Raw genomic sequence first — 14339 nt, 5'->3', positions numbered from 1 at the left:
TGTAGGTAAGGGTGAATTAAGTGTATCAATATGCTGGAATAGTAGTAAACAATGAATCGGTTCAAGTTGATAAAATTTTTACTTATAAAATACCAGAAGAGTTAATAGGAAAACTAAAGGTTGGTCATAGAGTTAAAGTGCCTTTTGGAAAGGGAAATAAAAATATAGATGGATTTGTTATAGAATTATATGAAGAATTTCATAATAAATATAAAATAAAGTCCATTACAAATATCTGTGATGAATTCACTGTTTTAAGAGAAAAAGATATAGAACTTATTAAGAAAATGAAAGAAAAGTACCTCTGTACATATTTAGAGTGTATAAAAGTAATAATTCCTACAGGAATAATAAAAGGAGTTAGAAATAAAATAAAAGAGGTAATATATATAGGAAATAATCTTTCGGAAAAATTTAATAAAGAACCTTATACTAGTATATATAATGTAGTAAAATCAAATAATGGAGTATATTCTAAAACAGAAATAAGTAAAAATTTCAAATTATCCTTATCATCTATTAATACTATGATTAAACATGGATTTTTAACTAAAAATGAAACTATAGTAAATAGGTTTAATAATAATGTCTATAGTAACTATGAAGAAAAGACTTTGAATGAGGAACAAAAGGTAGTTACAGATTTTATATTAAATTCAAATAATAAATTATTTTTAATTCATGGCATAACAGGTAGTGGAAAAACCGAGATCTATATGAACATGGTAAAAAACATGATAAGTCAAAATAAAGAATGTGTAATACTAGTTCCTGAAATATCTCTAACACCTCAGATGGTAGAAAGATTTAAAGGTCGATTTGGAAAAGACATTGCTGTATTTCATAGTAAACTTTCTGATGGAGAAAGATATGATGAATGGCTTAGAATAAAAAACAAACAAGTTAAAGTAGCTATAGGTGCAAGATCAGCTATATTTTTGCCCTTTGATAATTTAGGTATGATAATTATAGATGAGGAGCATGAAGGAAGTTATAAGTCTGATAGTAATCCTAAATACAATGCTAGGGAAATTGGAGAACTAAAGTGCAATATTGAAAATTGTAAACTTGTACTAGGTTCTGCTACACCCTCTGTTGACACTTACTATAGATGTATGAAAGGCGAAATAGAATTACTTACTCTAAAAAATAGAGCTGATGGAGCCACTTTGCCAGATGTATACACAGTAGACATGAGGGAAGAACTTAGAAGTGGAAATAGGTCTATTTTTAGTAATGCTTTATATGATGGAATAGAAAAAGCACTAAACAATAAGGAACAAATAATTTTATTTTTAAATAGAAGAGGATTTTCTACCTTTGTATCATGTAGAGAGTGTGGATATGTGTTTAAATGTAAACATTGCGATATATCTCTTACTTATCATAGCAAAGGAGATTATTTAAGTTGTCATTATTGTGGAGAAAAATATAAAGTTCCTAAAATATGTCCTAAATGTGGAAGTAAATATGTAAAATATTTTGGTGTTGGAACTGAAAGAATTGAAAGAGAAGTTAAAAAGTATTTTCCGGATGCTAGAACACTGAGAATGGATTTTGATACCACAAGAAAAAAGAATTCTTATGATTACATATATAATACTTTTAAAAATGGAGAAGCGGATATATTAATAGGTACTCAAATGGTAACAAAGGGACTAGACTTTAAAAACGTTACATTGGTTGGGGTAATAGCAGCAGATGTGTCCTTAAATCTTCCGGATTTTAGATCAGGAGAGAGAACTTTTCAACTTATAACTCAAGTTGGAGGAAGAGCTGGAAGAGGTTCAAAAAAAGGAAGTGTTGTAGTACAGACATATAGCCCTGAAAATTATAGTATAAGATATTCTGCAACTAGTGATTACGAGAATTTTTATAAAGAAGAAATAGGACTTAGATATGATATGGATTATCCACCTTTTTCTAAAATACTAGCTATAAACATTAGCAGTAAAAATGAAAATTTATTAATAAAAAATATACAAAAAATTGGTGTAATATTAAAAAATTCACTTGAAAAAAATAATAAAATAGATATGTTAGGACCATGTCCTTGTTCAATTTCAAAAGTAAAGGAATTTTACAGGTGGCAGATATTAATAAAAGGCCAATTTGATAACAAATTAGCATTAAATATCAAAAAAATTATTTATAAAAACTTACAAGATGTTTATAATGATGTAAGGATAAGTATTGATATTAATCCAAGTACACTATTATAAGCATAAAAATTAAATTACTAGGAGGAATTAAAATGGCATTAAGAAATATAAGAGTAGAAGAAGATTCTATATTAAGAAAGAAGTGTAGAGAAGTAGAAGAAATAAATGATAGAATATTAACACTTATAGAAGATATGAAAGAAACAATGTATGAAGCAGATGGAGTAGGACTTGCAGCACCACAAGTTGGAATATTAAAAAGATTAGTAGTTATAGATGTTGGAGAAGGTCCAATAACTTTAATTAATCCTGAAATTATAGAAAGTGAAGGAAGTCAAACAGATTATGAAGGATGCCTAAGCTTACCAGGAAAACAAGGAAAAGTTACAAGACCATACAAAGTTACAGCTAAAGCTTTAAATGAAAAAGGAGAACCAGTAGAAATAAAGGGAGAAGGACTTCTTGCAAGAGCTATTTGTCATGAACTTGATCATTTAGATGGAACATTATTTATTGATAAAGTAATAGAAGAAAGAGGAGAATAGTAATATGAAGATAGTTTTTATGGGAACTCCCGAATTTGCAGTACCATCACTTAAAGCTATGGTGGAAAACTTTAATGTAGAAGGTGTATTTACTCAACCAGATAGACCAAAGGGTAGAGGAAAAAAATTAGCTATGTCACCTGTTAAAGAAGTGGCACTTGAAAACAATATAGATGTTTATCAACCAGTTAGTTTAAGAAAAGAACCTGAATTTATTGAAAAATTAAAGAATATACAACCGGATTTCATTATTGTTGTGGCGTATGGACAAATATTGCCTAAGGAAGTTTTAGAGATACCAAAATATGCTTGTATAAATTTACATGCTTCATTATTACCTAAATATAGAGGAGCAGCTCCACTAAATTGGGCAATTATAAATGGAGAAAAGAAAAGTGGAAATACCACTATGCTTATGGATGTAGGACTTGATACCGGTGATATGTTAATGACTCAAGAAGTTGATATAAATGATTCCATGACAGCAGGAGAACTACATGATATTTTAATGATACAGGGAGGAGATTTACTAGTAGATACTATAAATAAAATGGTATCAGGTGAAATTACTCCTATAAAACAAGATGATAGTAAAACTTGTTATGCATCTATGCTTGATAAAAAAATGGCTTGTATTGATTGGAGTAAATCAGCAAGTGAAATACACAACCTTATAAGAGGATTAAATCCATGGCCAGTAGCATATACACATTATGATGATAAAGTTATGAAAATATACAAATCTCATGTTTTAAATGAAAATAGTAAAAAGGAACCTGGAACAGTAATTAATGTTTCAAATAAAGGTATAAAAGTTGCTTGTGGTGAGGGAATACTAGTAGTAGAAGAAATTCAATTCCCAGGTAAAAAACCTCTTAAAGTTGAACAATACATAAGAGGAAATTCTATTGAAATTGAAAGTGTTTTAAAATAAACTTATTATATAATTTAGGAGGGATATGAATGTTTTGGTTTTATGATAAGACAATGCTAATTCTTATTCCGGCATTATTAATTTCAGCGTGGGCACAGATGAAAGTGAGTTCTGCTTTTAATAAATATTCAAAAGTTAGAAGTATAAATGGATATACAGGGGCTCAAGTTGCTAGAATGTTACTAGATGCAGAGGGTCTTTATGATGTTCCTGTTGAAGAAATAGCAGGAAGACTTACAGACCATTATGATCCAAGAAACAGAGTAATGCGATTATCTACAGATGTTTATTATGGAAGTTCTGTAGCTTCAATAGGAGTTGCTGCTCATGAAACAGGTCATGCAATTCAACATAAAAAGCATTATGCACCACTAGAAATAAGAAATTCTATAGTTCCAGTGGTTAACTTTAGTTCTAATGCATCATGGATAATATTTTTAATTGGACTTTTTATGGGAAGCCGTGGTTTAACTCAGTTAGGAGTAATACTATTTAGTGCTGTAGTTATATTTCAGCTAATTACATTGCCTGTAGAATTTAATGCATCTAATAGAGCGCTAATGATATTAGAAGATAAGGCTATATTATATGGTGATGAAGTTAAAGGTGCTAGAGCAGTTTTATCAGCTGCTGCAATGACTTATGTTGCCGCTGCATTAACTGCTATATTACAACTTGTAAGACTTATCGCATTAAGTAGAGATGAATAGATTTTAAATAAAGGAATGGAGCTAATTAATGGAAAAAGCTAGAAAGATATGTGTAGATATACTTGAGGTAGTTTTTAATAAAAATGCCTATTCAAATATAGTTTTAAGACAAACACTTAATAAAAATAAAATAGATGATAAAGACAAGGGATTAATAACAGAGATAGTATACGGTACAATAAAATATAAATACACAATTGATACTATTCTAAATAACTTTTTAAAAAAAGGAATAAAAAGTTTAGATTCTTATGTACTTAATATACTTAGAATTACAGTTTATCAAATAAAATTCTTAGACAAAATTCCTAATTTTGCTGCAGTGAATGAGGCTGTAGAAATAGCTAAAAAGGAAAAATCAGTTGGAGCATCAAAACTTGTAAATGGTGTACTTAGAAACTATCTAAGAAATTTAGATAAAAAGTATTATAATGATAAGAATTTAGTAGAAACACTGTGTTTTAAGTATTCTTACGATAAGTGGTTAGTTAACATGCTTATTAAACAGTATGGAAATGAAATTGCAGAAGATATACTTAAGGGATTAAATGAAAGACCTGCAGTTACAGTTAGAGTTAATAATCTAAAGACAGATCATGATGAGGCCTTTAGTAATCTTGAGGAATATGGATATGATGTAGAAGAAGGATACATATGTCCAGAAGCTATTGTAATAAATAAAGGAAAGAGTATAGAAAAAAATCCTTTATTTAAAGAAGGAAAAATAACTGTTCAAGATGAAAGTGCTATGCTTGTAGCACCTTCTATAGATGCTAAAGAAGGAGCTACAGTTCTTGATTTATGTAGTGCCCCAGGAGGTAAAACAACTCATATATCAGAAATTATGAACAATACTGGAATTGTAAAAGCCTTTGATATACATGAGAATAAGCTAAGTTTAGTAAAAGAAAATGCTAAAAGACTTGGAATAGACAATATATCGTGTGCTGAAATGGATGCATCTAAATTCAATAAAGAACTTGAAAATTCAGCAGATATGGTATTAATAGATGTTCCATGTTCTGGTCTTGGAATAATAAGAAAAAAACCAGAAATAAAATATACAAAAGACATAAAGTCAACAAAAGATATAGTAGCTATACAGAAAAAAATAATGGAAAACGCTGCAAAGTATGTGAAAAAAGAAGGAACTTTATTGTATTCAACTTGTACAATAAACAAAGAAGAAAACGAAAAAAATATTAATTGGTTTATAAAAAAGTTTCCGGAATATAAAGTTGAACCATTATTTTATGGTAACATGAGTAATATCATATATAATGAAAATGGTACAGTTACAATTTTACCTAATAAGTATATGGATGGATTTTTTATTGCTAAACTTAAGAAAACTAGGTAGGTGTATAAATGAAAAATATTTTGAATTTTACTTTAGATGAATTAAAAGACTGGATGGACAAAAATAGTGAAAGTAAATTTAGAGCAAAACAAATTTTCCAGTGGATATATAAAAAAGCTGTTTTTAACTTTGATGATATGAGCAATATATCTAAAAGTACTAAGGAAAAGTTAAAAGAAAATTTTTATATACAAATACCGAATGTTGTAAAAAAATATGTATCTAATATTGATGGTACAGAAAAATTTCTTTTTGAATATGAAGATGGAAATATAATAGAATCTGTTGTTATGAAATATAAGCATGGAAATTCAATATGTGTATCTACTCAAATTGGATGTAGAATGGGTTGTAAATTTTGTGCATCTACTGTAGATGGTGTTGTTAGAAATTTAACTTCAGGTGAAATAATAGCACAAGTTCTAAAGGCTCAAAAGGAGATATGTGATAGAATATCTAATGTAGTTCTTATGGGAAGTGGAGAGCCACTAGATAACTATGATAATGTAATAAAATTTTTAAAACTTATAAATGATGAAGATGCTTTAAATATAGGTCAAAGACATATTACCTTATCAACTTGTGGTATAGTACCTAAGATAAAAGAACTTGCAGATCAAAAAATGCAAATAACTTTAGCGATTTCACTTCATGCACCAAATAACGAAATAAGAAAGAGTATGATGCCTATAGCAAATAAATATACTTTAGAAGAATTATTAGATGCTTGTAGGTATTATTATAGAACTACAAATAGAAGAATAACTTTTGAATATGCCTTAGTAAAAGGAGTTAATGACAGCAGAGAAAATGCAGAAGAACTAATAAAAATATCAAAAGGTATGTTGTGTCATATAAATTTAATTCCTGTTAATGAGATTAAAGAAAATAATTATGAAAGATCAAAATCAAAAGATATAGAAGAATTTAAAGAGACTTTAATAAAACATGGAATTGAAACCACAATACGAAGAGAAATGGGATCAGATATAAATGGAGCTTGTGGGCAGTTAAGAAGAAATTATATTAGAAATAACTAAATTATTCGTGTGTGATGGAGGATATATTTATATGAATAGTAGTAGGATTTTTACCGAAAAGCTATGCGTAGGACTTTTGTCAGATATAGGAAACGTCAGAGAGATAAATGAAGATTCTATAGGAAAATACGAAAATGATGAATTTGCTGTGTATATAGTAGCTGATGGCATGGGAGGACATAATGCAGGAGATGTAGCAAGTAAAATTGCCGTAGAATCTTGCATAGAATATATAAAAAGAAACAGATATCTTGATGATATGGAAAGATTGTTAAAAGAATCAATTAAATATGCTAACAATAATATATATATAAAAGCAGAAAATAGTGAAATGTTATATGGTATGGGGACAACTATTACAGCGTGTATTGTAAAACAAGGAAAAGTTGTTATTGCAAACGTAGGGGATAGTAGTTGCTATATTGTAACAGAAGAAAATATAGAAAAAATTACAAAAGATCATTCATTAGTACAAGAGTTAGTTGATGATGGAAGTATAACAGAAGAAGAGGCTATAAATCATCCTAATAAAAATATAATAACTAGAGCATTAGGAACTAAAAAAACTGTAAAGATAGATACATTTAGTGTAGATATAAGTTATAATGAAAAATTTGTATTGTGCACAGATGGTTTATCAAACGAAGTTTCCAAAGAAGAAATGTATAGTATAATATCACAAAATACAAATCAAGAGGCCTGTAGATTACTAGTAGACTTGTGCAAAAATAAGAGTGGAAGAGATAATATTTCAGTGATTATATTTGGAGGAATGCAAAAATGACTGGGACTATTCTAGGAAATAGATATGAATTATTGCAAAAAATTGGTGAAGGAGGTATGGCTGAAGTATATAAGGCTAAATGTCATTTATTAAATAGATTTGTAGCTGTAAAAGTTTTAAAAAGTCAGTATTCAGATGATATTGAGTTTGTCAACAAGTTTAAACAAGAAGCATCTTCCGCAGCTAGTTTATCGCATAATAATATAGTTGGAATTTATGATATTGGATCAGAAAATAATATAAATTATATTGTAATGGAGTACATAGATGGTAAAACATTAAAACAAATCATAAATGAAAATGGAAGTTTAGGATTTAATGCATCAATTGATATTGCAATTCAAATTGCTAAAGCTTTAGAATGTGCTCATAATAACAATATTATTCACAGAGATGTTAAGCCTCATAATATTTTAGTAACAAGAGATAGAAATATAAAAGTAACTGATTTTGGAATAGCTAAAGCAACATCATCTGTTACTATAACAAATTCAGATAAAATTATAGGATCAGCACATTACATTTCTCCTGAACAAGCAAAAGGAAGATTTGTTGATTGTAAAACGGATATTTATTCTTTAGGAATAATTTTATATGAAATGGTTACAGGAAAAGTACCTTATGATGGAGAAAGTCCTGTATCAGTAGCTTTAAAACATGTTCAAGAGGAACTTATACCTCCTATAAAGGTGAATCCTAATATACCGGAAAGCTTAAATAAACTCATATTAAAAGCTGTAGAAAAGGAACCATATAAAAGATATCAAAGTGCCCATGATATGATTATAGATTTAAATAAGGTAAAACAAAATCCAAATGTTAATATAGCTGCTAATGTTGACGAAAATGAATATACAAAAATAATGAAGCCTATAGCAGATGTTGATGAAAAAGAGCCTGATTTATATGATGATATTGAAGATGAAGATAATGAAGAAGTAGAAGAATTAAAAGGTAGAGAATTTGAAGATAAAAGAGAGAAAAAAGAGAAAAAGCCTAAAGGTTCTAGTAAAAGTAAGAAAAAAATACTAGGTGGAATTATAGGGCTTGCTGTTTTAATAATATGTGTTGTAGGAATATTTATGGTTGCAGGTGGTAGCAAAAAAACTGGAAAAGTTAATGTTCCTAATATAATAGGATTAACATCAGATAAAGCTGAAAAACTTGTAAAAGATGCTGGACTTAAATTTGTAGTAAAGGAAGAACCAAGTGATAAGCCAAAAGGAGTTGTAATAAAGTGTTACCCATCTCCAGGTACTACTATGGACTTAAGTGAAAATAATGAAGTAAGAGTTATAATAAGTTCTGGAAGTGAAAACACAGGAGTACCCAATTTGGTAGATATTGATTTTGAAACAGCTAAAGAATATTTAAATATGTATAACTTAAAACTTGGGGAAGTTACTTATAAATATAGTAATAGTGTAGAAAAAGGAAAAGTATGTGATCAATCTCCAAAGGCTGGATCAGAAATAAAACCAGATACAACAGTAGATTTAGTTATAAGTAAGGGATCACAATTAAAAATGACAACAGTACCGAATTTAATTAATAAGAAATTAGATGAAGTTGAAGGAATAGTATCAAGTGCTGGATTAAGATTAGGTACAGTAAATAAAATACCTACTACAGATAAAGAAAAAGATGGATTAGTTACAGTTCAAAGCATAGAATCAGGTACAAGAGTAAAACAACAGACAATTATTAACATAAGTTGCTATTCTTTTGGAAATAAGGATATAGTAAAGGTACCAAACTTCGTAAATAAAACAGTAAAAGAGGCTAGAATACTTGCTGAACAAAATGATTTATCCATAAGTTTTAGAGGAAGAGATGATTTTATAATAGTATCTCAAGATAAAGCACCTGGTTCACAAGTTGCAGAGGGGACATCTATTAGTTTAAAAACTGAACCAAATCCATAAATTATTACTTAGGAGGAAATATGGAAGGCATAATTTTAAAAGGAATAGGCGGATTTTACTATGTTAAAACAGAAGAAAGAGTATATGAGTGTAAAGCTAGAGGAAAATTTAGAAATAAAAAATTAACGCCTATGGTAGGTGATAGAGTAATCATCACTCCAAATGATAATAACTATGGTGCAATAGAAGAAATATGCACTAGAGATAATTACTTAATACGTCCTCAAGTAGCTAATATTTCTCAAGCTTTTATAGTATTTGCTTTAAAAAATCCAGATGTAAATTTAGATCTTTTAAATAAATTTTTAATACAATGTGAACTTAAAAATATAAAATCTATAGTGTGCTTTAACAAAATAGATTTATATGGTGATTATGAGAATCATGAAGCTGTTAAAATGGTTTCTGATGCAGGATATGATTATATATTTTTAAAGGCTAAAGAAGAAACAAATTTAGATGAACTTAAATCAAAATTAAAAGGAAATATAAATGTTTTCTGTGGTCCATCAGGAGTTGGAAAATCTACTATACTTAATAAGTTAGTAGGAAAAGAAGTAATGGAAACAGGAATAATAAGTGAGAGATTAAAAAGAGGAAAACACACTACAAGACATAGTGAACTTGTGGAGGTCAACAATGGTTTCGTTGTTGACACTCCAGGTTTTTCTACTCTTGATTTAAAGTTTGATTCAAAAGAAGAACTAAAAGATTATTTTAGAGAATTTTATGAGTATAAAGATCAATGTAAATTTAATGGATGTTTACATCATAAAGAACCAAAATGTGGTGTAAAGGATGCAGTAAACAATGAAGAAATAAATAAAGATAGATATGAATTTTATGTAAAAACTTTAGAAGAAATAATTCAGGGAGGTAGAAACAAATGGTAAAATTAGCACCGTCTATATTATCAGCAGATTTTTCAAACTTAGGAGAAGACATTAAAAAAATAGATAAGTATGGGGCAGATGTTATACATATAGATGTAATGGATGGTATGTTTGTTCCTAATATATCTTTTGGAATGCCTATAATGAAAAGTATAAGAAACATTACAAAGCTTCCATTTGATGTACATTTAATGATAGAAGATCCAGCAAGATATGTTGAAGATTTTGCGAAAAATGGAGCAGATATAATAACTGTACACTATGAAGCTGATAAGCACTTGGATAGAACAATTAACTACATAAAAAGTTTTGGAGTTAAAGCGGGAATAGCTCTTAATCCAGCAACTCCAGTAGAAAGTATAAAACACTTAATTGGTATTGTAGACATGGTTTTAATTATGTCTGTAAATCCAGGCTTTGGTGGTCAAAAATATATAGAATATTGTTCAGATAAAATAAGAGAAGTTAAAAAACTTGCTGAAGAATTCAACAAAGACCTTCTAATTGAAGTTGATGGTGGAGTTGGAGCAAATAATATTAAAAAAGTAGTTGAATGTGGAGCAAATGTAATAGTAGCAGGTTCAGCAGTATTTAAAAATGGAGAGATAGAAAAAAATATAAAAGAATTAAAAGAAGGTTTCTAGTATGAAAGTAGTTATTATATCAGGGGGAAACTCTCCTAGTTATACTTTAATAAAAAAAGAATTAAGGGAAAGTGAATACTTAATAGCTGCAGATAGTGGAGCAAATACTTTATTTAAGTATGATGTATTTCCTGATTATATCATTGGAGATTTAGATTCAATTAAAACTGTTGCATTAAATTATTATAAAAATAGAAAGGTTAGTATACTACAGTATCCACCGGAAAAAGATTATACTGACACTGAAATAGCAGTAAATAAGGCTATAGACCTTGGAGCTACTGAAATAGTTTTACTTGGATGTACAGGGAGCAGAATAGATCATCTATTTGGAAATATAGGTATGCTTTTAAAGTGTTTAAAATTAGGAGTATCCTGTGTTATAAAAGATGATAATAATACTATTTTTTTAACAGAAACATCAATAAAAATAAGGGGTAGTTTAGGAAAAACTTTTTCTATTATACCGTATTCAGAAGAAATAAGTGATTTAACTATAATTGGCGCAAAGTATCCTTTAAATAATTATAAAATGAAAATAGGAAGTGCTATTGGAATTTCTAATGTATTTGAAGAAGAAGAAGTTAAAGTTCAATTTAATAGTGGAAAAATACTAATAGTTTACCCTACAGATTAAAAGGCATGCATTGCATGTCTTTTATATTTATATTTTTGTAGCAAAAGCTAACTATATACATATAATAAACATGGGATAACATATTCAAAATTAATATGTTTATAAATACTTAAGGAGGTTATTATGAAAATAATAGCTATCAAGGTGCCTAAATTTATATCTAAAATTATTCGTTTATTTAAAAAAGATAAATAAATAAAAAAATGCAATTGATAAATCAATTGCATTTTTTATGTATTTTTTTCTATATAGCACGTTGAACTTTACCAGAACGAAGACATCTAGTACAAACGCTAACTTTCTTAGGTACTCCGTTAACTACAGCTCTAACACTTTTTATGTTTGGAGCCCATCTTCTTTTTGATTGACGATGGGAGTGACTGTATTGTACACCAGATACAACGCCTTTTCCACATACTTCACATCTTTTTGCCATCTAAAAACACCTCCCAAAATTGAAGATAATAATTCCATACAATAGAACGATTTATATTGTAGCATAAAAAACATAATCATTGCAAGTAAAATATGAAGATATAAGTAAGAAATAGTATTAATATCATTTATTTTCTTGATTATATCATTTATATATTATAAAATAAATATTATGTATAGCTATTAAGGAGGAATAAATATGTTAGTGCTTGCCAATGAAAATGGTAATATAAATTACTCTGAGGAGGCTTTAGCCAACATAGTTGGGGTTTCAACTATGGAGTGTTATGGTGTGGTAGGTATGGCTTCTAAAAGTGGTAAAGATGGTTTATGGGAACTTATAAGAGGCGAAAGTTTAAGTAAAGGTGTTAAAATTCAAAGCAAAGATAATAAACTAACTATTGAATTATATATAATAGTTCAATACGGAACTAAAATTTCTGTTATAGCTAATAATGTAGTACAAAAAATAAAATATAATGTGGAAAACTATACAGGCTTGAAAGTATCAAGTATAACTGTAAATGTTCAGGGTATAAGAATTTAAGGAGGTACGTGAGTTGGAACGTTTTAAAATAGATGGGCTTAATCTACGTAATATGGTAATTAATGCATCAAATAACCTTCAGGAAAAGAAAGAATTTGTAAACTCTTTAAATGTATTTCCTGTTCCAGATGGTGATACAGGAACTAATATGTCAATGACATTTAAAAGTGCTGTATCAGAAGTAGAAAATTTAAAAACTAAATCTATTTCTGAGGTAGCAAAGCAAGTGTCAAGAGGAGCACTTATGGGTGCAAGAGGTAACTCAGGTGTTATATTATCACAAATATTTAGAGGAATAGCAAAGGGATTAGAAGGAAAAGATGAAGTAGATGCAGTAGGTTTTGCAAAAAGTCTTGAAGAAGGAGCTAAAGCTGCATATAAGGCAGTAATGCGTCCTACAGAAGGAACAATTCTTACAATAATAAGAGCGGCAGGAGAAAGCGCAACTGGTGCAAATGAAAGTGACATAGTAAAACTTCTTAATGTAGTATGCAAGCATACTGAAGATGTACTTAATAAAACACCAGATATGTTACCAGCTTTAAAAGAAGCAAAAGTAGTCGATGCTGGTGGTATGGGATTATTTATAATATTAAAAGGTATGTATAATGCCCTAAAAGATAATATTGAAGCAAATGTACAAGAAGATGTAGCTAGTAGTGCTAAAAAATCTTCTGCTACTAAATCAGCTCAATCTACAATTAATCCTGAAGATATAAAATATGGATACTGTACGGAATTTTTTGTAAATACAAATGATGCTTCTACTAAAGCTGAAGATTTAAAGAAAACATTAACTCCAGTTGGAGATTCTATGATAGTTGTGGGTGTTGAAGATATTATAAAAGTTCATATCCATACAAATGATCCAGGTTGGGTTTTATCAAATGCTTTAAAGCTAGGAGAATTATCTAAAATAAAAATAGATAATATGAGAGAAGAACATAGACAGATTTTAGAGCTTGAATATGCAACTACAGAAGAGGAAGAAGAATCTTCAAAAGAAACTGTAGAAGATATGAAAGAATATGGTTTTGTATCTGTTACTATGGGAAATGGATTAAAACGTATATTTGAAGATCTTGGAGTGGATTCAGTAATAGAAGGCGGTCAAACTATGAATCCTAGTACACAAGATATAATAGAGAGAATAAATAAGATAAATGCAAAAAATATATTTATACTACCTAATAACAAAAATATAATTATGGCAGCTGAACAAGCAGCAGAATTATCAGATAAAAATGTTATAGTTATAAAAACAAAAACAATTCCTCAAGGAATAACAGCTGTTACTGTATTTGATAGTAGTGAGAGTGCTGAGCATAATACTGAAGTTATGAATGAGGCAATAGAAAATGTAAGCACAGCTTCTGTAACTTATGCTGTTAGAGATACAGAAATTGATGGTAAACCTATAAAAGAGGGAAACATACTAGGATTAGTTGAAAATAAAATAAATGAAGTTGGAGAAGATGTTTACGATGTTTGTGAAACTTTAATATCAAACATGGTAGATGAAGATAGTGAGCTTATAACAGTATTTTATGGAAAAGACTGCGAAGAAGAAAAAGTACAAGAATTTGCAGAAAAAATAGAAGAAAAATATGATGATATAGATGTTCAATTTTATAGTGGAGAACAACCATTATATTATTTCATTGTATCAGTTGAATAAAATTGAAAAACATTTAAATTAAAAGCTAGATAACTTTTAAAAGTT

General features: G+C 28.7%; 14 protein-coding genes. 13 read left to right on the top strand and 1 reads right to left on the bottom strand.

The window, feature by feature from the left end; translation table 11 throughout:
• The first annotated feature begins 20 nt into the window (after positions 1-20).
• The 11 genes from priA to NT01CX_RS06705 are packed head-to-tail and all read left to right on the top strand — an operon-like array spanning position 21 to position 11634.
• The gene (gene priA, locus NT01CX_RS06755; protein WP_011722316.1) at positions 21-2222 is read left to right on the top strand and encodes a primosomal protein N'; all 2202 of its coding nucleotides are present in this window, start codon (positions 21-23) and stop codon (positions 2220-2222) included.
• 32 nt (positions 2223-2254) lie between these two features.
• The gene (def, locus tag NT01CX_RS06750; RefSeq protein ID WP_011722315.1) at positions 2255-2707 is read left to right on the top strand and encodes a peptide deformylase; all 453 of its coding nucleotides are present in this window, start codon (positions 2255-2257) and stop codon (positions 2705-2707) included.
• 4 nt (positions 2708-2711) lie between these two features.
• A complete protein-coding gene (gene fmt / locus NT01CX_RS06745; protein ID WP_011722314.1) occupies positions 2712-3641 on the top strand; it encodes a methionyl-tRNA formyltransferase in 930 nt (309 codons plus the stop codon).
• Positions 3642-3670: 29 nt separating this feature from the next.
• Positions 3671-4351, top strand: a complete 681-nt coding sequence (locus NT01CX_RS06740; protein ID WP_011722313.1) for a zinc metallopeptidase — start codon at positions 3671-3673, stop codon at positions 4349-4351.
• A gap of 28 nt (positions 4352-4379) precedes the next feature.
• A complete protein-coding gene (gene rsmB, locus NT01CX_RS06735) occupies positions 4380-5711 on the top strand; it encodes a 16S rRNA (cytosine(967)-C(5))-methyltransferase RsmB (RefSeq protein ID WP_011722312.1) in 1332 nt (443 codons plus the stop codon).
• 8 nt (positions 5712-5719) lie between these two features.
• On the top strand, positions 5720-6751 hold the full coding sequence (gene rlmN / locus NT01CX_RS06730; protein ID WP_011722311.1) for a 23S rRNA (adenine(2503)-C(2))-methyltransferase RlmN: 1032 nt from the start codon (positions 5720-5722) through the stop codon (positions 6749-6751).
• A gap of 31 nt (positions 6752-6782) precedes the next feature.
• Entirely contained in the window at positions 6783-7535 is a 753-nt protein-coding gene (locus tag NT01CX_RS06725; protein WP_011722310.1) for a Stp1/IreP family PP2C-type Ser/Thr phosphatase, read from the top strand.
• A complete protein-coding gene (gene pknB, locus NT01CX_RS06720; protein ID WP_011722309.1) occupies positions 7532-9460 on the top strand; it encodes a Stk1 family PASTA domain-containing Ser/Thr kinase in 1929 nt (642 codons plus the stop codon). Before NT01CX_RS06725 ends, pknB begins: the two co-directional genes overlap by 4 nt.
• 20 nt (positions 9461-9480) lie before the next feature.
• Complete coding sequence (rsgA, locus tag NT01CX_RS06715; protein ID WP_011722308.1) at positions 9481-10353, top strand: ribosome small subunit-dependent GTPase A; 873 nt, start codon at positions 9481-9483, stop codon at positions 10351-10353.
• Positions 10347-10997 (top strand): ribulose-phosphate 3-epimerase, encoded by a 651-nt coding sequence (rpe, locus tag NT01CX_RS06710; RefSeq protein WP_011722307.1) that lies wholly within the window; start codon positions 10347-10349, stop codon positions 10995-10997. The genes rsgA and rpe overlap by 7 nt, the downstream gene beginning before the upstream one ends.
• Position 10998: 1 nt before the next feature.
• Positions 10999-11634, top strand: coding sequence for a thiamine diphosphokinase (locus NT01CX_RS06705; RefSeq protein WP_011722306.1), 636 nt, complete (start codon positions 10999-11001; stop codon positions 11632-11634).
• A 244-nt stretch (positions 11635-11878) separates the two neighbouring features.
• Here the strand turns inward: NT01CX_RS06705 and rpmB are convergent, their stop codons facing one another.
• Positions 11879-12070 (bottom strand): 50S ribosomal protein L28, encoded by a 192-nt coding sequence (gene rpmB, locus NT01CX_RS06700; RefSeq protein WP_011722305.1) that lies wholly within the window; start codon positions 12068-12070, stop codon positions 11879-11881.
• Between the two features lie 198 nt (positions 12071-12268).
• Between rpmB and NT01CX_RS06695 the strand changes: the two genes are divergently transcribed.
• Together NT01CX_RS06695 and NT01CX_RS06690 are read left to right on the top strand one after the other, a co-directional pair.
• A complete protein-coding gene (locus NT01CX_RS06695; RefSeq protein ID WP_011722304.1) occupies positions 12269-12616 on the top strand; it encodes an Asp23/Gls24 family envelope stress response protein in 348 nt (115 codons plus the stop codon).
• A gap of 13 nt (positions 12617-12629) precedes the next feature.
• Entirely contained in the window at positions 12630-14294 is a 1665-nt protein-coding gene (locus NT01CX_RS06690) for a DAK2 domain-containing protein (RefSeq protein WP_011722303.1), read from the top strand.
• The last annotated feature ends 45 nt before the right edge of the window (positions 14295-14339 follow it).

This window comes from Clostridium novyi NT (assembly GCF_000014125.1).
Taxonomy (GTDB): domain Bacteria; phylum Bacillota; class Clostridia; order Clostridiales; family Clostridiaceae; genus Clostridium_H; species Clostridium_H novyi.
This window is presented reverse-complemented; position numbering and strand designations above follow the sequence as displayed.

Bases quoted from the DNA above. Each gene is read 5' to 3' on its own strand.
- NT01CX_RS06705 (WP_011722306.1), top strand. From the start codon at position 10,999: ATGAAAGTAGTTATTATATCAGGGGGAAACTCTCCTAGTTATACTTTA.
- def (WP_011722315.1), top strand. From the start codon at position 2,255: ATGGCATTAAGAAATATAAGAGTAGAAGAAGATTCTATATTAAGAAAG.
- rlmN (WP_011722311.1), top strand. From the start codon at position 5,720: ATGAAAAATATTTTGAATTTTACTTTAGATGAATTAAAAGACTGGATG.
- fmt (WP_011722314.1), top strand. From the start codon at position 2,712: ATGAAGATAGTTTTTATGGGAACTCCCGAATTTGCAGTACCATCACTT.
- rpmB (WP_011722305.1), bottom strand. From the start codon at position 12,070: ATGGCAAAAAGATGTGAAGTATGTGGAAAAGGCGTTGTATCTGGTGTA.
- pknB (WP_011722309.1), top strand. From the start codon at position 7,532: ATGACTGGGACTATTCTAGGAAATAGATATGAATTATTGCAAAAAATT.
- NT01CX_RS06740 (WP_011722313.1), top strand. From the start codon at position 3,671: ATGTTTTGGTTTTATGATAAGACAATGCTAATTCTTATTCCGGCATTA.
- rsgA (WP_011722308.1), top strand. From the start codon at position 9,481: ATGGAAGGCATAATTTTAAAAGGAATAGGCGGATTTTACTATGTTAAA.
- rpe (WP_011722307.1), top strand. From the start codon at position 10,347: ATGGTAAAATTAGCACCGTCTATATTATCAGCAGATTTTTCAAACTTA.
- rsmB (WP_011722312.1), top strand. From the start codon at position 4,380: ATGGAAAAAGCTAGAAAGATATGTGTAGATATACTTGAGGTAGTTTTT.
- NT01CX_RS06695 (WP_011722304.1), top strand. From the start codon at position 12,269: ATGTTAGTGCTTGCCAATGAAAATGGTAATATAAATTACTCTGAGGAG.
- NT01CX_RS06725 (WP_011722310.1), top strand. From the start codon at position 6,783: ATGAATAGTAGTAGGATTTTTACCGAAAAGCTATGCGTAGGACTTTTG.